The 19,494-nt window shown below is 56.6% G+C and carries 15 protein-coding genes and 1 pseudogene; all 16 read right to left on the bottom strand.

The window, feature by feature from the left end:
- Positions 1-319: 319 nt before the first annotated feature.
- Complete coding sequence (locus tag SD70_RS07475; RefSeq protein ID WP_041046999.1) at positions 320-1,372, bottom strand: ABC transporter substrate-binding protein; 1,053 nt, start codon at positions 1,370-1,372, stop codon at positions 320-322.
- A gap of 71 nt (positions 1,373-1,443) precedes the next feature.
- Positions 1,444-2,427 carry an ABC transporter permease gene (locus tag SD70_RS07480; protein WP_041047000.1) on the bottom strand — a complete coding sequence of 328 codons (984 nt, stop codon included), beginning with the start codon at positions 2,425-2,427 and terminating at the stop codon, positions 1,444-1,446.
- A 35-nt stretch (positions 2,428-2,462) separates the two neighbouring features.
- Positions 2,463-3,959, bottom strand: a complete 1,497-nt coding sequence (locus SD70_RS07485; protein ID WP_041047001.1) for a sugar ABC transporter ATP-binding protein — start codon at positions 3,957-3,959, stop codon at positions 2,463-2,465.
- 766 nt (positions 3,960-4,725) lie between these two features.
- The gene (locus SD70_RS07490; RefSeq protein ID WP_041047002.1) at positions 4,726-5,529 is read right to left on the bottom strand and encodes an endonuclease/exonuclease/phosphatase family protein; all 804 of its coding nucleotides are present in this window, start codon (positions 5,527-5,529) and stop codon (positions 4,726-4,728) included.
- 26 nt (positions 5,530-5,555) lie between these two features.
- The gene (locus SD70_RS07495; protein ID WP_041047003.1) at positions 5,556-6,506 is read right to left on the bottom strand and encodes a carbohydrate kinase family protein; all 951 of its coding nucleotides are present in this window, start codon (positions 6,504-6,506) and stop codon (positions 5,556-5,558) included.
- A gap of 98 nt (positions 6,507-6,604) precedes the next feature.
- On the bottom strand, positions 6,605-7,588 hold the full coding sequence (locus SD70_RS07500; protein WP_041047004.1) for a substrate-binding domain-containing protein: 984 nt from the start codon (positions 7,586-7,588) through the stop codon (positions 6,605-6,607).
- Positions 7,585-8,859 (bottom strand): sensor histidine kinase, encoded by a 1,275-nt coding sequence (locus tag SD70_RS07505; protein WP_231571095.1) that lies wholly within the window; start codon positions 8,857-8,859, stop codon positions 7,585-7,587. The genes SD70_RS07500 and SD70_RS07505 overlap by 4 nt, the downstream gene beginning before the upstream one ends.
- The gene (locus SD70_RS37710) at positions 8,757-9,389 is read right to left on the bottom strand and encodes a cache domain-containing protein (RefSeq protein WP_231571096.1); all 633 of its coding nucleotides are present in this window, start codon (positions 9,387-9,389) and stop codon (positions 8,757-8,759) included. Before SD70_RS37710 ends, SD70_RS07505 begins: the two co-directional genes overlap by 103 nt.
- 3 nt (positions 9,390-9,392) lie before the next feature.
- Positions 9,393-11,006, bottom strand: a complete 1,614-nt coding sequence (locus SD70_RS07510) for a response regulator (protein ID WP_041047005.1) — start codon at positions 11,004-11,006, stop codon at positions 9,393-9,395.
- A gap of 174 nt (positions 11,007-11,180) precedes the next feature.
- A complete protein-coding gene (locus SD70_RS07515) occupies positions 11,181-13,424 on the bottom strand; it encodes a cellulose biosynthesis cyclic di-GMP-binding regulatory protein BcsB (protein WP_041047006.1) in 2,244 nt (747 codons plus the stop codon).
- Between the two features lie 14 nt (positions 13,425-13,438).
- Positions 13,439-14,691: pseudogene (locus tag SD70_RS07520) on the bottom strand (glycosyltransferase family 2 protein).
- On the bottom strand, positions 14,691-16,286 hold the full coding sequence (locus SD70_RS32950) for a polysaccharide deacetylase family protein (protein WP_052487150.1): 1,596 nt from the start codon (positions 16,284-16,286) through the stop codon (positions 14,691-14,693). The pseudogene SD70_RS07520 and the gene SD70_RS32950 overlap by 1 nt, the downstream one beginning before the upstream one ends.
- Entirely contained in the window at positions 16,276-17,124 is an 849-nt protein-coding gene (locus SD70_RS07530) for a GGDEF domain-containing protein (protein ID WP_041047007.1), read from the bottom strand. The genes SD70_RS32950 and SD70_RS07530 overlap by 11 nt, the downstream gene beginning before the upstream one ends.
- Positions 17,121-17,990 (bottom strand): hypothetical protein, encoded by an 870-nt coding sequence (locus SD70_RS07535; RefSeq protein WP_041047008.1) that lies wholly within the window; start codon positions 17,988-17,990, stop codon positions 17,121-17,123. The genes SD70_RS07530 and SD70_RS07535 overlap by 4 nt, the downstream gene beginning before the upstream one ends.
- Before the next feature lie 371 nt (positions 17,991-18,361).
- On the bottom strand, positions 18,362-19,015 hold the full coding sequence (locus SD70_RS07540) for a flagellar brake protein (protein ID WP_156157926.1): 654 nt from the start codon (positions 19,013-19,015) through the stop codon (positions 18,362-18,364).
- A 39-nt stretch (positions 19,016-19,054) separates the two neighbouring features.
- On the bottom strand, positions 19,055-19,417 hold the full coding sequence (locus SD70_RS07545; RefSeq protein ID WP_041047010.1) for a response regulator: 363 nt from the start codon (positions 19,415-19,417) through the stop codon (positions 19,055-19,057).
- Positions 19,418-19,494: the final 77 nt, after the last annotated feature.

Here is a 19,494-nt window from a genome sequence, read left to right on the forward strand (position 1 = left end):
TGTTGACGGATATCTCCCATGACACACCTCGACCTTTTTGTTGGTTTTATTGTATCAGGCCGCTACTATGGTGTGTCCACTTTCTAGTCTAGCTGCAAAGCGGCGTCTGTAGTTGCGCTCGAAGCAATTGCAAAGCCACTAATACCGTAAACTTGCTCCGACTGCTTCTCCAATTGCTTTCCAAGCAACTGCGGCAGTCATTTCTGCGAAGCGGCCCCTGCAGTTGCTCTTTGAGCACTTGCAGAGGGCCATTTCCCGGAAAGCAATGCTCTTACGCACATAAAAGCGCATGCTGCCTCGGCAGCATGCGCTCATCCTTTTATTGGTACAGCACGGCCTTGATTTTCTCGTCGTCGATGTTGGTCTTATCGTACCAGAAAAATCCGGTGTCGATCGTCTTCGGCAGTGTTTCGCCCTTGATCGCCTTCACGGCTGCTTTCACGGTCTCGTAGCCGATGCCGATCGGATTTTGCGTAATCGCGCCGGCCATAATGCCGTTTTTGATCGCATCGATTTGCTGCTTGCCGGAATCGTAGCCGATTACGACGATGCCGGTTTTCTTCATCTCGGTTACCGCGTTCACTACGCCGATAGCCGAGCCTTCATTGGAGCCGAAAATGCCTTTCAAATTCGGGTGCGCCTGCATGATCGCTTTGGCGAGGTCCGTCGATTTCAACTGATCGCCGCCGCCGTACTGGATATCGACAATCTTAATATCGGGGTACTTCTCTTTGATCCGGTTCACGAAGCCGTCGCGGCGGTCGATGCCGGTGCGGCTCGTTTGGTCGTGGACGACGAGCGCCACTTCGCCTTTTTTGCCGATCAGCTCCGCCATTTTGTCCGCGGCGAGGCCGGCGGCCGCGATATTGTCCGTTGCCGCCGTCGTCAGCGGAATCGTGCTGTCGACGCCGGAGTCGAAGGCGATGACCGGGATATTGCTCTTTTTGGCCTGCTCCAGCAGCGGAATCGCCGCCTGGCTGTCGAGCGCAGCGAACCCGATCGCGCTCGGCTTTTTGCCAAGTGCCGTTTTCAGCATTTCCATTTGCTTGTCGACTTGGGATTCGGATTCCGGGCCTTCGAACGTAATGTCCACGTTGAGCTCCTTCGCCGCTTTCTCCGAGCCTTGCTTGACCGCTTGCCAAAATTGATGCTGGAATCCTTTGGAAATGATCGGGATGTACAGCTTCTTATCGCCGCCCGAATTTCCGGAGCTGCCGCCCCCGGAAGACGCGCTTGCCGAATCGGACGCCTTGGGCGCAGGTGCCGCACCGCCGGAGCCGGACGCCGTCTGGCTCGAGCCTCCGGACCCGCAGGCGGCCAGCAGCAGTGAAGACATCAGCGTCAAAGTGACTACGAATGACAGTTTTTTCATCGTACCCTCTCCCCTTGATCGTAAGTTTGATGTATGCATAACTCCTTAACGGAGCTGATGCCGTCTGAACGTTACTTTTTGCGCCGCCGCATCATATCGGTGTAGACCGCCAGCATAATGACGATGCCGACGACGACGGTTTGCCATTCTTGCGGCACGGACATGATGCGCAGCCCGTTGGTCAAAACGCTCATGATGAGCGCCCCGATGACAGTGCCGAGGATCGTGCCTTTACCGCCGCTGAGCGACGTGCCGCCGATGACGACGGCTGCAATCGCCTCGAGTTCGTAGCCGGCGCCGAGCGCGGGCTGGGCCGAGTTGAGGCGGGAAGCCATAATGATGCCGGCGATGCCGGTGAATATGCCTGTGATCGTGTAGATGACGACTTTCCAGAAGTCGACGTTGACTCCAGACAAACGGGTAGCCTCTTCGTTGCTGCCGAGCGCGAAGTTGTAGCGGCCGACGATCGTTTTGGTCAGCAGCAGCCCGCCGAGCAGCGCCGCCGCGAAGAAAATCAGCACCGCGTTGGGGATGTTGAGGCCGGGAATGACCGAGCTGAGCGCAATGTCCGAAAATCCTTTCACACTGGTGAAATAGATCGGCTTCGTTCCCGAGATGACGAGAGCGAGCCCTTTGGCGATCATCATCATCGCTAATGTGGCGATAAAAGGCGGAATGTTCATTTTGGCTATGGAGAGCCCGGACAACAAGCCGCACACCGCCCCCGTCAAAATGCCGCCCGCAATGCCGATCGGAACGGGCAGCCCCATGCCGACAATAAACACGCCCGTCATGACCGAGCTGAGCGTCATCACTGTGCCGACCGACAGATCGATGCCGCCGGTTACGATAACGAAGGTCGAGCCGAGCGCCAGCACCCCGGTGACCGCCGTCGACAGCAAAATGCCGACAATATTATCGAACTGAAAAAAATTGCTTGAAGCTGCCGAAAAGAACAGAACGAGCACAATCAAGCTGGCGAAGGCCAATATTTGCTGTAGCGCCCCCGATTTCAAAGGGGTTCCCCTTGCTCTGCCTGCTGCCGCCGTTTTCATCGTAGTCCCCCTCCAAGTTTTGACATAGCGGCCGTTCAGCCGATCCGCCTTGTGGCATACTGCATAATGTTCTCCTGGGTAGCTTCCTCACGCCGCAATTCGCCGGTAATCGCCCCTTCGCACATGACGATAATGCGATGGCTGAGACGAAGCACCTCGGGCAGCTCCGAAGAGATCATCAATATCGCCTTCCCTTGCGCCGCAAGCTCGTCCAGCAGCTCGTAAATTTCCCCCTTCGCGCCGACATCGATGCCCCGCGTCGGTTCGTCGAAGATGAAAATGTCGCAATCGCGGACAAGCCACTTGCCGATAATCACTTTCTGCTGATTGCCGCCGGACAAAAATTTGACGAGCTGTCCGGTCCCCGGCGTTTTGACGCACAGCCGCTCTACGATTTGCGCCGAGACGTCGCCGATTCGCCTGTCGTTCATCCATCCCAAGCCGCCGACAAACGAACGCATCGAAGGCAAGGCGATGTTCGTCTTCACATCCATGTCGACGAGACAGCCGAACTGCTTGCGGTCCTCGGACAAATAGCCGATCCCTTCCCTGACCGCATCGTACGGGTTTCGGATCCGCACCTTGCGGCCATGCACGTAAATATCGCCCGAATCGATGGGGTCCGCACCGAATATCGCTCTCGCCACTTCCGTCCGGCCGGCGCCGACGAGCCCTGCAAAGCCCACGATTTCGCCTTTGCGCAGCGTAAAGCCGACGTCTTTCAGCTGTTTGCCGCGGTTCAAATGGCGGACTTCCAGCACGATTTCCCCGTTCTTCCCTGTCTGCGCAGGGCCTGAAGCGTGATACAGCTCTCTGCCGACCATCATCGCGATGATGCGCTCGATCGGCGTCTCGGCCGTCGCCACGGTATCGATGTAGGCGCCGTCGCGCATGACCGTGATGCGGTCCGTTATTTTTTTCAGCTCATCCATGCGGTGCGAAATGTAGACGATGCCGACGCCTTCCGCTTTCAATTGCCCGATGATCCGGAACAGCGAGCCGATTTCCGCTTCGCTGAGCGCCGCCGTCGGTTCGTCCATAATTAGCACTTTTGCGTCAAATGACAGCGCTTTCGCTATTTCCACCATTTGCTGGTTTGCGACGGTCAGCTCCGCTATTTTGACGCGCGGATCGAGCTCGATGCCGAGCCTTTCGAATAGCCGCGCCGCCTGCTCGTTCAGCTTCCGCTCATCCAGCATGAGGCCCCGGCGGGGCTCGCGGCCGAGGAAAATGTTTTGCGCCGCCGTCAAATCTTTGGCCAAATTGAGCTCCTGGTGAATGATGCTGATGCCGAGCTTTTGCGCTGTGCGCGTATCCGGGATATCGACTTCGTTACCGTCATAGACGATGCGTCCGGCATCTTTGCGGTAAACGCCGGTCAGCACTTTCATGAGCGTCGATTTTCCGGCACCGTTCTCGCCGACAAGCGCGTGCACTTCCCCTTTGCGCAGCTCGAACCGGCACCCGTCAAGCGCGCGCACGCCGGGAAAATCTTTCGTGATATTATCCATAGATACGAGCGTCTGATCCATCAGGTCACCCCCTGTCTTCTGTACAGTCTGATCATAAAGGAGCGGGGCCGCATCATGAATAGAATATTTTCCGCAAACGGTTGAATATTTTACGATGAAAAAAAGGGCTCTCCTGTACCACCGGGGATGACATAGGAGAACCCTTTTTCTTTAGGTAAGAAATTCTTTGCTGCCGAACCTGGCCCGTAGTCAGGCCCCAACCCGGTCTCGCTCCCAAACAGACGTTACTACATAGTTGAAATAAAGACCTTGATCGCTAAACGTAGACCCAACAGACGCTAATTTTACAAGAAAAATGGAAAAATCGGACGTTAGCGCCTCGAATATCGCTCCATCCGACTTTTCGTCTCTATTTAAGGAACTTTCGGTCCTTGCACGCCCATTTCGTCAAAACGGCGCTTAATAGCGTCCGGCATGACGCTGCAGTGCGAACAGGTTCTTTAATCGCCCTGCATGACGCTGCAGTGCGAACAGATTCTTTAATCAAACCTGCATGAACCCTGCATGTCGCTGCATAACGAACCGGTTCTTTAAGACACCCCACCTTGACTACTGCAAGGAAAACCGCCTTTGGCTATCCTTAAGGATGGAACGACCGCGTTTAAAGGCGTTAACCTGACTGTGAGAGGTCGGCACATGGGTCGTTGCAATACCTCCATCTTGACGCCTAATAGCGATGTCAGTGAGTGTAGGGCCAGCCTAAACCTAAACTTTCTGACGGAGAACAAAACTGCTTGTTTCCGTCCTGCCAGCGTCCGTAAATACCTTATTCCGCATACAACCCGATCCGGGCCAAAACCGGGTAATGATCTGACGGAAACCGGCCGTTCGCAGAGTCCCGGATCACGACGGTTTCCTTCTGCCGAATATCCGGCGTTGCAAAAATATAGTCGATCGGCTCGCCCTCTTCGCCGCCCTGAAACCCATGAAACGTCCGCCCAGGCCGGCCGGGCAGCGCTGAGAAACAGTCGATCAGCCGCAGCCCGCCCGCCGGGGCCGCCGCATGTTCCCGCAGCAGCCGGACCGCAGCGTCGTCCGGAACCGAATTCAAATCCCCCATGACGATCATGGGCATCGGCTCGCGCCGGTAATGCTCCCGCATCGTGCGCAGAACGAGCTTTATCCCTTCTTCCTGCGCCCGCTTGCTTCTATGGTCGAGATGGGTATTGAACACTTTCATCTGCATCCGCGGGTCGCTGGCGCTCTTCAAATGCGCCCATACGCATATTCGCGGCAAGCTGCTTTCCCAGCTGACGCTCCCGGGACGGTCCGGATGCTCGGACAGCCAAAACTGCCCTTGCCCTGCCAGGCCGAGCTCAGTCTTCTTATAAAAAATCGCATTGTGCTCGTCGTCGTGTCCGCCGTAGCGGCCTTCCCCGATCCAGCCGTATTCGGGGAGCCCTTCGCCGAGCGACAGCAGCATGTCATGCAGGCCTTCCTGTGTGCCGATCACAAGCGGATCGTACCGGCGCAGCAGCGCTACAACTTGTTCGTAACGGTGCGGCCAGGCGTTGTCTCCGTCTCCCGGATTGTTGTAGCGCAAATTCAGCGTCATAACCGAAAAGTCCATCTCCCGCTCTCCCTCCGTTCAGCACTTCACGATCCAACCTCGCGTCCGTCGGCTGCATACTGCGCGATAAAACGCTCCAGCGTTTCGAGGTCCGCCGCTCCCGCGCTTCCGCCGTATGCGCTCACGCTCAACGCGCCGCAGGCGTTTCCGTACAGCAAACAGTCCTCCGGCGTTTTCCCGGCCAAATAACCGTAAACGTAACCGGCGTTAAAGCAATCCCCCGCTCCGGTCGTATCGAGCGCATTCACCCGGTATCCGGGCCGGTAAACGGATCTGCCCTTTACGGCGGCAACAGCCCCTCTGGAGCCGAGCTTCACAACGACGTGCTCGCCGTGCCGCGACAGCACGCGAATCGCTTCCTCCACCGATGCGGAGCCGGTAAAATGAATCGCCTCGGTTTCGTTCATGAACAGGATGTCCGTTATCGAGGCCAGCTCCATAATGCCCTTGTACCATTCGCCGGTATCGTCCCAGCCCGTATCGAGGGACACCGTCACGCCGCGCGCCTGCAGCCGCTCTGCCGCGTGCACGAATGCATCGTGATTCGCGCTGCCTTTATAGCCGGTCAAGTGAACATGGCGGCCTTCGGCGATGCTGTCCAGATCGAGCTGCCCGATGCCCAGCTCCGCATTCGAGCCGGCATAAGTGATAAACGAGCGGTCCGTCTCCGGATGAAGCGCAATCGATATGCCGGTACCGTTCACTCGGCTTATTTTTATTTTGCTCGTGTCGATGTTATGCTGCGCGAGCTGGTCGAGCAAATACTGCCCGTAGTAGTCCTTGCCCAATACGCCGGCCAAAGCGAGCTTCATCCCTAGCTTGGCGAGGGCGACGCCGAACAGCGCCGCTCCGCCGCCGATGTGCATGCCGATGCTGTCCACGTACACCTCCTGCCCGGGAAGCGGGACCCCTTTATGCCCGGCCACTACGAGATCGATATTGACATCTCCAACGACAACCGCATCGAATTTTCTCATCCGTTCTCCTTTTCCTTGCTCATGCCCATAATAAATCGCTGCCTTGTTTTCGTTATAGTCCACTCTCGCTCAGCCGTCAATTCCAATTTGGAAAAAGGCTACTTTCCCACGAAGGGGAAAAGCAGCTTCTGGTTCTCGTTCGAATACATGTTGGACTTGTCGATCACGACCGAGCCGGTATCGATCCGCTCCGGCACTTTGCGGCCGCGCACGGCTTCCACGGCGGTCCGCACGCCGAGATACCCCATATTGAACGGCTTCTGCACGACGGTAGCCTGCATGACGCCGGACTCGAGAAGCTTTACTTCGTCAAGCGAGCTGTCGAAGCCGACCAAATGTACTTTCCCTGCAAGCCCGAGCTCCTGAACCGCTCTGCCGGCGCCGACCGTGGACGTCTCGTTGAGAGCGACGATGCCGCGCAAATCGGGCACTTCGAGCAGCAGCCTTTTCGTAGTCTCGTAAGCTTTCTGTTCGACTCCGTCGCTGTAAAAGGTGCCCACGATCGCCGTGCCGGGCTCTTTCTCGAGCCGCATCCGGACGCCGCGCTCGCGGTCGATCTGCGTCGCCGTACCCTGCACGTAGCTGATGATGGCGATTTTCCCGCCGCCGGCGAGCCGCGCCATTTCGTCGCCTGCCTTGCGGCCGGCCTCGATGTTGTCCGTGGCGATAAAGCTTACGGCCGCACGGCTGTTTACCGCGGAGTCGATCATGATGAGCCGGATGCCGGCTTTGACGATGTCATCCGCAACCGGCGCGAGACGGTTGTAATCCGTCGCCGCCATGACGATCGCATCGGGCCGCTTGGCGATCGCTTGCCTCAGAACGGCGATCTGCCCGTCGATATCGGATTCCTGGCTCGGTCCGGTAATCGCCACGTCTACCCCGAACTCCTTGCCCGCCGTCTCCACGCCGTCCGACAGCACTTGCCAAAACTCCATGCTCTTCTCGAGCGATTTCACGACGACCGTCACATGGATCCGCCCGTCCCGCAACGCCGGCAAGACGTAAACCAGAGCGGCCGCGAAAGCGAGCAAGAGGAGCAGCGTGCCGCCATATTTGATTTTCCGCGTTAGCCCGCTCATCCGCCGTCGCCTTCTTTCTTGCCGTCCGCACCGATTGCCGGCATCCGGACCGTCACCGTCGTGCCTTCGTCCGGCTCGCTCTCTATCGTCAAGCCGTACGCGGGGCCGAATACGAGCTTGATCCTCTCATGCACGTTCAGCAGCCCGAACCCTTTGCCCTTGCCGCTGTCGCCGCTCGTGCTCCTCGGCACCAAGAGCCGTTTCACCTGCTCCGGCTCCATGCCGACGCCGTTATCGGCGACCCGCAGCACAACGTCGCCGTCCCGCTTCTCGCCGGTAATCGTAATGACGCCGACGCCGTACATGTTTTTGATGCCGTGATAGATCGCATTTTCGACAATCGGCTGCAGCACGATTTTGAGCGTCTTGCAGTTCAAGATGCCGGGGTCCGTATCGATGCGGAATTCGAGTTTATCCCGGTAACGTATTTTCTGGATCGTCAAATAACCTGCGATATGCTCCAGCTCGTTGCGGACCGGCACAAGCTCCTCCCCTATGCTGATGGAGGCGCGGAACAGCTTGGCGAGAGCGGAAGTCATGAGCACGACTTCCTCCGACCGTTTGCTTTCCGCCATCCAAATAATCGAGTCCAGCGTATTGTACAAAAAGTGCGGATTGATTTGCGCCTGCAGGGCGCTCAGCTCCGTCCTCCGCTTGAACTCCTGCTCCTTCACGACCTGGTCCATCAAATCTTTGATGCGGCCGACCATAAGGTTGAACGTCTTCGCCAGACGGCCGATTTCCTTCGTCTTCTCCACCGGCACCTGAATGTCGAAGTTGCCCTTCTCCACTTCCTTCATATGCTCCTGCAATTGCAATATCGGGCGGGACAACCGGCGCGAGAGCAGCACAGACATCGTGAAAGCGACCGCGAGGCAGACCGCTCCCCAGAGCAGGAACGACAGCCGCATCCGCGTTTTGTCGCCGATCAATTCGTCCACGTACGAGACGCCGACGATGTACCAGCCGAAATCGGAGCGTTCTACCGTGTAGATCCGGCTTTGCCCGCCTTCGTTCGTGCGGAAGCTGCCTTTTCCGCTAGCGAGCACCCGGTCAATGAGCTCCGTCTTCAAATTGCTGTAAATGAGCTGCTGCTGCGGATGATAGACGAGGTTGCCGTCATTGTCGACGATGAAGACGTAGCCCCGCTTCCCGAGCGAAATGCTGCTCAAAATGCCGGTAATGACGTTGAATTGAGATCGACGAGGAAAACTCCCGAGCCCTCCATATCTCCCGATCCCCGCAGCTCCCTGCTGAGCGAGACGACCCACCGGTACTCGTTCTGGTAGATCGCCTGCACATGGGAAGGAGAAATGACGACATCGCCTTTCGCTTCCACCGCTTTGCGATACCACGACATCTCCTCCGGCTTCACGTTCGGATTCAGCTTGGCGCCGCTCCGGTCGGAGACGAAACGCCCGTCCTTCCCGAATACGTTGATAGAGGCGATATCCTGCCTCGACGTCGCGATCGTATGGAAAAAGTCTTCGATCTTCTGTCTGGCGCTTGCCCGCTCGGCCGGGCTCATGACGAGCTGTCCGGACAAATATTCGCGGACATCGCGGTTATTCATGGCGAGCAGCGAAATATTTTCCATGTTGCCGATATACGTCTGAATATTTTCCTTGACCTGCTTGACCAGCTCGGCGGAATATTGCTGCGCGGTTTGCTGAGCGGAATTTTCCGACAGCCGGTAGGCGACTGCGCTCATCGTGAAAGCGGTAAACAAAATGAGGCAAGCGAAGGCGGCCGCCATGCCGGACTGAATGCTTTGAAACTGAATCCATCGCAGCGGCTTCATGCGTTACACCCGGCCGTTGGCCGTTTGCCGGCGGTATTCGGTCGGCGTCAGGCCGGTCCATTTTTTGAAAATGGCGCTGAAATAATGGGGGTCGCGGTAACCGGCCTCGGCGGCAATCTGGTACGTCTTGAGCGGGGACAAGTTGAGCAGCTCCTTCGCTTTCTCGATTCGCTCGCCGGTCAGCGCCTCGACGAACGTCTTGCCGGTGTAATGCTTGAACAAGGAGCTGAAATAGCTGACGCTCATATGCGTATGCTGGCAAACAGTTTGCAGCGAAATATGCTCCTCCCGGTAATGTTCCCTGATGTATTGGAGCGCCTTCTCGACTTGCAGCCGGTTGTAATCGTTGCGCAGCTCCGCCGCCGCCTGCACCGCTTGCCCGCACACGCGCTTCAGCCAGCGCTCCATATCGTCCAGCGTTTTCAGCTCTCCCAGCGCGGCAAGCGGACCGGACGGATCGGCGAAAATACCGGCTTCGTCCACACCGAGCTCCTGAATGACCTGAACGATGGACAGCGTTACGACTTGCAGCAGCGTGCGGCACTTGTCGATCGGCGTAAAATCGTTCTTCAGACAGCCGATCATGTCCTCGATCGACCGCTCCATCTGCTCGTGGCTCCCCGTCCGGATGCAGGTCGCGATGCTGCTGATCCATTCGTTTTGGCGAGCGGGCCGGGGGGCGCCGCGCGCTTCCATGTCGCCAATGCGAATGACGCTGTTTTTGCCGACGAGCAGACGGTAGCCGAGCGCATCGAGGCCCGAACGGTAAGACAAGTGAAGGTCCTGCGGCGCCGTACACATCCGGCCGATCCCGACTGTGACGGTAAATTTCAAATATTTTCCCACCGACTGGCGAATTTCTTCCGCGGCCGACTGGGCGCATTCATCCAGCTCAGCCGCGTCGCCGGCCGACAGCAATGCGATGATGCGCTCTTCCCGGTCGCGAAAGACGACGCCGGCTGCGGCAATTTCCTGGACGATGTTGAATGCGGCAAAACGGAGCAGCTCCTCGTCCGCTTCCGGACGCTCCGCCAAATGCCGGCCGAAATCGTCGATGTCGACGACCAGCGCCGTATGCACCGCACCGGTTAGCCGGATTTGAAAATAGTCCAGCTTGCCGGGCACATCGCTGGCGCGCAGCTTTGAGGTCACGAGCCGCTCCAGAAACCGCTCCTTCAGAAGCGGAAAGCTTTCGTTCAGCTGCTGCCGCAGGCGGAGCAAGTCTTCGTGCCGTCCTGCCTCCGCATCCATCTCGGCGCGGATTCGGCCCAGCACTTCGGTCAGCTCGGCGGCTGTAATCGGTTTCAAAATGTAATCGTTTACTTTGAGCTTGACAGCTTGCTGCGCATAGTCGAAATGCTCGTGCCCGGTCAAAATGACGACGCGCGCCGCCGAACCCGACTTCGCCAAATGCCGCGTCAGCTCCAGACCGTCCATGAACGGCATGCATATATCGGTGAGCACCACGTCCGGGCGATGCCGCTCCGCAAGCTCGACCGCTTCCAGCCCGTTCTCGCAGTCGCCGACGAACTCGTACCCGCATGCCGTCCAGTCGATCCGCTCCTTGACCGCTTCCCGTACGACGGCCTCGTCGTCGACCAGCAATATTTTATACATGGTTGCCTTCCTCTTCCTGCAATAGGATTATGATAGCCCTTTCAAAACTATCTTACCCGAAATTCCGCCTCAATCAATATGCAAATTGTTCCCGCGTCCATAGCTACGAAAAGAACCCGGAGACGGAAAATCGGGATTCTCCGTCTCCGGGTCTTCGTTCCGCAGCTTAACCGGCTACTTCCGTTTGCGAACGAGCCAGAACAGCCATCCGGCTGCAATCAGGACCGCCAGCAGACCGGTGATAAGCAGCAAGCGGTTTCTGACGGTCAGGTTGCCGAATTGCACGGCATCCTTGATCCGGTCCGCAGCCGTACGATTCGGAGCGGAAGCTGCCTCCGCCTGAAAAGAGTGCACTTGCCGCTTGCCATCGATCACCGCGAGCCTGCCGTACACATCTGCGCTTTTGTTCGGATCGGCCAAAACGTCCGGTACCGCCAGCAGAGCATCCGGCGAAGTGGCGGAGACGACGAGCAGGCTTTTGTCGGAATTGAAGGGAGACTTCGCCAGCTGGATCCAGGCCATTTGGTTCGTCAAGCCGGGAAGCAGCGTTACAGCCGGAGATTGGACCACCGCACGGCCGTTGCGGTAAGCGACAAGACTGTCCTTGGCTTCGCCGATAAAAGCAGGCATATGCTCTCCTGAGCCGACATAGATGACGTTCTTGTCGCGGAGAAGATTGGCGAGCTCCGGGCTCGAGGCCGATACCAATGCGAGGCCCGACGCGGACTGCAAATTTTTGCCCAAATAGCCGACGCACGTCGCGAGCACGCTCAGCTCTTTGGAGCTCATTCGTTCCGGCACTACGATAGCCGCCGAATCCCAGCGCCCCCGATCGACCAGCGGCGACGGAAGCTCGCGCAGATCGGCGGATTGCTTCGTTACGTAACTGAACGAGAGAAACGAGCTCTTGTCGATGACGGCCCAATTGCCGATCTGTGAATTTACGCCCGTACAAGGTTCCTTGCCCGCGTTCGAACTGAATTGAAACGCCACCTCGATATTCAGCTCGTGAGCGGAAGCAAACAATTCGTTCGGGATGTTCACCTGAATCGAACCCGTATCGCTCGTCTCCGCGTTCAAATGCTGGCTCGCGATCGGCTCGCCGTTCACCTTCACGGAAACGAGCGACTGCACGAAGTTGAGCGTCTTGGAATGCTTGAACAGCAGCTTAAGCCCGATGCCGTCCCGAACTTGCCAGCCGCCCGGGATGGTGTAACCGATTTTGGCGACGCCGACGAGCGAGCTCTCCACGACCAGATTGGTGTACCCCATATCCGCGAACGAGACGTGCATTTTTGGGCCCCCCTTCTCCGGCTCGGAAGATGCGTCCGGAGGCGGCTGCAGCTCTGTCGGAATCGGGGTGAGCGTACCGAGCAGCTGCTCGTTCAGCTTGGGATCCGTCAGCATGAGAGCGGCGTTCGCCATCGCTTCGTCCTGGCTGTCGATAAACAGCTCCGCCACTTCGGCATTCCACGGAGAAGACGTGAGCGCCATATAATTGGTGCCGCTTAAAGAGCCGTGGTCCCGCGCTGCTTGGTCTGCAACCTCTTTGCCGGCAGCCGACCATGCGGAAGAGCGTCCGACCCAGATGAGCGGCGTCCCCTTTTTCATCTCGTCCGTCAGCTCCGACTCGTGCACCACGTCAAAACGAAGACGGTTGCCGGGAACTTGCGAGGCAAGCCACTCCGCGATGCGCATCGCGGCTTCGAGCTGCGCCGGCGTCGGCGCGTCGGGAACGACGAAGGCGGCTTGCAGCGGCTTCAAACTGCCTTTTTCCAGGAAAGGGCTTGGAAAATACGAGAAATCGGCGCTGGAATAGCTTTTCTCCGTCAGCAGATGGATGTAGCTTTCCTTGGAAATGCGCATCCAGTTGGCGGCGTTGTCCTGATCGTCGCATAAATTGGACGTCACTTCCATATGGGTCACGAGCGAAAGCTTATGGAAGCCAGCCTTGAGCGGCTGCGACGAAATGTCCAGCTTCCATGTCGCCCCCTGCTCATTCCCTTTGTCCAGAAATACGCTGCCGAGCGGGACGTCGTCCAAAAGCACCGTAAACGTGGATTTGGCCGGCTGCAGCGTCGACGAATGGCTGATCTTCAGCTGAACGTAGGAGCCGGCGATAAGCTTCCGGCTTTTGGATATGCTGAAATACGTATCCTCCCGGTTGCTGACGCCTTGAATGACGTGCTCCTGCGGGAAAATCGGCACATTTTCCGTTATCGGCGCCGCATTCCCGGCAGGCAGGGGATGCACCGCTTCGGCAGCGGCCGTCTGGGCCGCAGCGGAAGGGACGGCGGCCGGGTCCGGGCCGCTGCCCGCTGCCCCCGCGTTATCGGCATAAGCCGGAAGCGCAGGAAGCAGATGCAGGAGCAGTCCCAGCGTCAATGCGATTGTCGCACACAATTTTACAGGTTTCATCGGTATTCCCTTCTTTACGCTTGAAAGCGCTGGGTCTTTTCCCATTTCACTTCCTTGCGTTTAATCGTCGCTTCCACATGGAGCCGGAACGCCCGGACGACGAGCAAGAGCCACAGCTGCGAATATGTCAAGTACATCATAAGGACTGTGAAAAAATTGCGCCTTGTCAGCTCCGTTTTTTCAATGCCGAGGGTAATCATAATTTCCACAACGAAAAGCAAGTAAGCGAGAATCCAGATCAGCAGAAACGGACCGGGCAGCGTGACCTTCATATAGCCGAGCAGCCCCATCACAAAGAGAAAATGGGAAGTAAACACCCCGCCGAGGAACATGAAATACGTGAAGAAAAAGTAGATCAGGTCGAACAGCATTCGCCGCCGCTTGAGCTGAAACAGCCTGCTCATATATTTGAAAATGACGTACTGATTTCCGCGCGCCCAGCGCGTGCGCTGCTTCAGCCATACTTTCCACGTCTCCGGCTCCTGCTCCCAAGTGACGGCAAGAGGATAGAAACGGATTTCATACCCTTCCTCATAGACGCGGATGCTCAGTTCCGTATCTTCGGCCAGCGCTTTCTCGTCCCAGCCTCCGACCTGGTCGAGCACGCTGCGGCGTATAATAAAATTCGTCCCGGGTATCGTGCTGATGCGGAACCACTTCCATCTTCCGGCTTGCGCCATCCATTGGAAGCTGATCGTTTCGATATTGATAAACCGGGTGAGCAAATTGCGCCTTGCGTTAATGACGCGAAACTTGCCGACCGCCGCGCCCGTTTTCGGATTCGCCGTCAGGCGTTCACAAGATGCTTCAGCGCATCCGGCTCCGGCGTATTGTCGGCATCGTAGACGGCGATCAGTTCGCCGCCCGCGAGCTCCAGCGCCTTGTTGAGAGCGTGGGATTTGCCCTTCCCCCCGTCCGGCGGAAACGTATGGAGCGCCTTTACGAACGGAAACTTCGCCGCATAGCCGTCGACGATTTCTCCGGTCCTGTCGGACGAATTGTCGTTGATAACGATAACTTCAAGCCGGTCCTTCGGATAGTTCAGCCTCACCATCGCCTTGAGCGTCGCGTCGATGACGATTTCCTCGTTATGGGCGGGAATCAAAATCGTAACGGTCGGCCAATCGGTGCGCAAGTCGCAGCGAAACCGCTCCGGATCGCTCTCCAGCCAATTGGAATATAAATAGCCGCCGAGCGTCAGAAACATATGATACAGCAGCATGAGCCATATGGAAGTCAAAGCTATGAGAAACAGCGCGTTGGCCATCAGGAGCGCACCTCTTCGTAAAACAACCTTTTCTTGCGACGCGTTCTGAGCAGGAGCAAAAACCAGAAGAACATAATCAGAAAGAGAGTGACGACGGCCGCAATGCCCCAGGTCATAACGAGCGAAAACAGCGGCGCAAGCTTCGATTTGGCCGGCACGGCCGCGAGCGCATCCAGCTTGGAGCGGTTCTGAATAGAAGCCGTTACTTGACCGCCATCGCTGCGGATCGTGATGAAATCGGTCCGGACTTCGTTCGATTCCGCCTTCAAATCGATGAAATCGACATTCAGCGCAGACAAGCCGTCCACTAGCTCCGTTAATTGACTAAGCTTCAAATAAGGATGGAAAAAGGCGCCGATTACGCTGTCCCGCACGATCATGAGCTGCTTCGCTTTCTCCAGCATCGGCGCTGCCGCCCCCGCCTCGTCCGCAACGTAGCCGATCGTTTCCGGCACGACCTTGAGTCCGGCAAGGCTATGCTGCAACCGGTACGGCGGCTGCTGGGAAACGAGATAGGTCGTATCGTTCAGCTGCAGATTGCCGACCAGCGTGGAAAAGTACCTGTTCACAATCCGGTAGCCGGTTTGCGACATCGCGTAGTGAGGCGGCTCGAAAGCGAGCGGATACAAGCCTTGCTTCGCCATGCGGGCGATTCCTTTCTCCAGCTTGTCTGTCATGTATGCGGCTTCGTCGGGGATGGGCTTGTCGCTCTGCGCATCCCAAAATTCGAAGCCTTCGCCGGTTTCCCCGTCGCGGTACCGGTGCTTGTAGCCGTGCATGATCAGGCTTCCGCCGCGATCCTCCATATAGTGCAGGGCAGCCGTAAATTCGGGCTTGTCTTCGAAGTTCACGACGTTGCCGCCGGCTGCATCCGTATAGACCGGAATGACCGCGACCATAAAAGGAATGTGCCGGCTGTACAGGAAATCGGCAATGGCGCGGAGCTTTTTCGGATCCGTGAGCGGATGCACGTCCTCGATGCGAATGTACGCTTCGTGATAATCATCCGCATGCTCCGCATGGAACACGTCGTGGAGCATGTCGGCGAATACGAGTCCCGGCGCTCCGGTCAATTGCGGCGACGCATACCGCCATTCGTTTCCCGCATGAGCGGCGAGCGTGTAAACGTTCGTTCCGTCGCTGACTTCGGCCAGCTTGTCCATGCCTTCGCGGACGCGAAGAGGATACACCGTCGTGTTCAGCTCCTGAATGACGTTGCCTTTGTACCGGATTTCCGCGGCAGGCGTCTTGCTGTCCCCGTCGGCCGCCCCTACCCACAGCACCGAATGTCCGGGCTTCCCTTCCGCTTGGAGCTTGCGCTCAAACGTTTCGTCGGGCTTTTGCAAAATGGCGATAATCGAGTCCGCTTTGGCCACAGCCTCGGGAGTGAGCTGCGACAGCGGTTCGATCTCCCGATTCATGTTGAAATGTCCGGCGAGATTGGCCGCGATATTCGCGTCGTCCCGCAAATCCTCATTCTGGTATACGATCAAACAGGTCGGCACTATAGGAGCCCGTTCGGCGGAAGCAAGCCCCGGAGCAGACAAGGCGATCGCTCCCGCGAACATCATCGCTAGCAGACGCTTAGCCCACATAAAGGCTCAGCTCCTGCTTCGCTTTTTCATAAATCGCATCGGCTCCCGTTCCCTGCTCCGGACAGGTCGCGCCCCCGAATTTCAGCCTGAGCTTGATAACGACTTCCCGCTTCGAACGGTTCAAGGTCGTGCTCTGGAAGTTTTCGGCCATGCGGTTCTTTACGATTTCCATTCCCGCAGCGGGCGTTTCCGGCAAAATGAAAGCGAAAACCCCTTCGTCCAAATAAGCTTTCTTGTCTACGTCGCGCAGCACTTTCTCGAAGCCGAGCGCAGCTTTGCGAATCAGCTCCTGAGCCTGCTCTTTCCCGTATTCCTTCGCAAGGTCTTTGAAGTAAGCGACTTCCACGAACAGCAGGCTCACCTCGCGCTTGTAGCGCAAGCTTCTCGACACTTCTTCTTGCAGCTCTTGCATGAAATTTCTCATATTGAGAAAGCCGGTGATTTCGTCAATGACGACGAGCTTATCGTAATTGTCGGCGTAATAACGATAGCTTTGCATCAATTGGCGGAACTCCCGTCCCAGGAAGCCGGATACCGTCGCGGACAACGGGTAGGCGAACAGCCAGACCAAATCGTTCAAAACAATTTCGGCCACGCTTTTTTCGATGAACATTTGGTACAGGATCAAGGAGCTGTAGGCAAAAACGATAAACATGGAGGCCAATAGCGCAGCGAGCAGATCCCGCATAAAGCCGAACATCGCCAGCAGGAGCGTAAGCAGAAACCAGACATAATTCGCCGGGTACAGCTGTATAGTGAACACGAGGTACAGCGCCGCAAATACGATGAACAAAAATTGGGCAAAGAGGGTAAAATAGACGCGGTCTGTAGTTTTCATTGCTGTTTCCTCTTTCCATTCTCCACAATCAGGGCTTGCAAATTATCGAACGAATAGCATTCCAGCGTCGCCGGATCTAAAAACCCGCCGTAAAACGGTGAGGCAGGATCTTGTACAGCCAGCTGAGCGAGCCTGCTTCTTAGCGGCTTCGCCCGCTCCGCTTCGCCCGCTTGCTCCAGCAGCCTGACTGCCAGTGCGTACACCGCAGGAGACTCATCCGCGCTCGCCGCCTGCAGGTCGTCGCGATAAGTCCCGTACAAACGGCCGTCGCGGCTCCACAAAGCTTGCACTAGCCGCAGCGTCGGAACGGGAGGAGCGCCGGCTTCCTGGGCATGTATCGCCGCCAGCAGCGTATCGATCATATTGCGGTCGCTTCCCGCCGGATCCGTCCACTCGCCTCTTGCAAGGTTGTACGTTTTGCGATAAAACCCGTTTGGCTGCGCGGCTTCGGTCAGCAGCTTGAGCGATGCCTCCGCTACCGGAAGCCACCGGGAATCTTCCTTAGCGAGAACGAACATGGAAGCCGGGTCCAGATAGGAAGAGGTCAGCGTCTCGGCCTTCGCCCCGTCCTCCGTATTGTAATGATCCGCTAGCAGGTTGCCGGTTCGATTGTCGCGAAGCAGAGCGTCGGCAATTTCCTTCGCAAGCCGATGGTCGCTGGCCGCCCCCCACTTTCGCGCGCCAGCCAGAAGCGCCCGAACGATGCGAAGATCGTCGATCGCCGCGTTGCTGCCCAGCTTTTGCCGGTGCGAGGAGTCCGTTTTCCACCGGACGTGGCCGCTCGGCTGAAGCAAGTAACGGCGCAAAAAAAGGGTTTGCTGGCGATAAATGTCCCATCTATTCGCGGCGGCCGCATATTGAAGCATCAACCTAAGGATTCGGAGAGCTCGTCATGATTAGCCGCCATATCCGGACGCGACGGAAGATCGCTGCGATAATTCGTGTAGATGCCTCCCTCGCGGTCCATTAAGCTGTGAAATAAAAATCGCAGCAGCGGAGAGTCGCCAGATGAAATAACGGCTGCACCCCCCGGTCCAATCCAGTGGGAATTGGCGGAGGTCCACAATGCAGCCGCGATCAGGCATACGGTTAAAACAAGCCGGGTAACATGAACGATAACGATCCCATCCATCTCAATCTACAATTCGATTGTTTTCGACAAATTTCTTGCGTTATTCTGCTATATTTCGACAAATTAATCTAAAATCCTGCAAGCAATTCGACAATTCTTTCGGTTTCACATTTTTTTCACTTTGCTAATAATTTCGCACTGCCGTTTAATGCAATGCCGGATAATCGCGCTGCGGTGTTTCTCGCTTATATCGCTGAAGGCCAAGCCGAATTTGCGCCCTCCATCGGTAATGAGCTTCGTATTCGCCACTTTCCCCGCAAACTCTACAAGCACAGTATCAGATGTCGTTTCCAGTCGAATTGTGCCTTTAACTTCATCGTTCACCTTGAAAATGTCGGATGAAGAACATAAGAACGATACTCCTCCACCGCTCAAATCTTCCGTCATAAACCTGTGAATTTCGCCGGAAGGGTGCTGGACTTCCAGCTTCACTCTGGCCGGAACCCGGAAATAATTTCTGCGCTGAACTTTATACACGCTGCCGGGCAGCGGCTTGGCCATGACCGGCCTGCCGTTTCTTACGGTCAGTACGGTGTCGAACGTATACAGCTCCTTCAAGTCGTTGTAAAAATAAACGGATATATCTTTGCCGTTCCCATGAAGCAGAGGCATGCTCTCTTGATGCTTGCTCACAGGCCGCTGAATGTAAATCTCTTCGTTTTCTATTTTCAAGATTTGGGTTTTATATCTCGCCCCGTCCACACTCTCGATCTCAATCAATTGGTTCGCCCATAATTCGCCCATTCCCACAGAATCCACGACGATCTCCTCCTATTCAATCCGCATGATGGCATATAGTCATTGAGGCATCACTTTTTTTATGGCCTCCAGCACTCGTTCTTTCTGAAAAGGCTTGACGATAAAGTCGGAGGCACCGGCCTTGATCGCATTAAGAATCATATTATGTTGTCCGACTGCCGAGCACATGATCACTTTTGCCTGCGGATCGACTTTTCTAATCTCGTTAAGGGCATCAATACCGTTCATTTCCGGCATCGTGATATCCATAGTAACTACGTCAGGCCTCATGTGCATGAACAGTTTGACCGCTTCGTCGCCGTCTTTGGCCTCGGCCACGACCTGAAAACCGACATCGGTCAGCATCTGTTTCAGAAATGCCCTCATAAAAGCGGCATCGTCAACAACCATCACTCTAACCATTCGCGTTTATTCTCCTTGATTTTTGGCTAACGGCAAATCAAACTAGTCGGTAAGTCCTACGTCCCAAGTATAGTTTT

The organism is Gordoniibacillus kamchatkensis, assembly GCF_000829455.1.
Taxonomy (GTDB): domain Bacteria; phylum Bacillota; class Bacilli; order Paenibacillales; family NBRC-103111; genus Gordoniibacillus; species Gordoniibacillus kamchatkensis.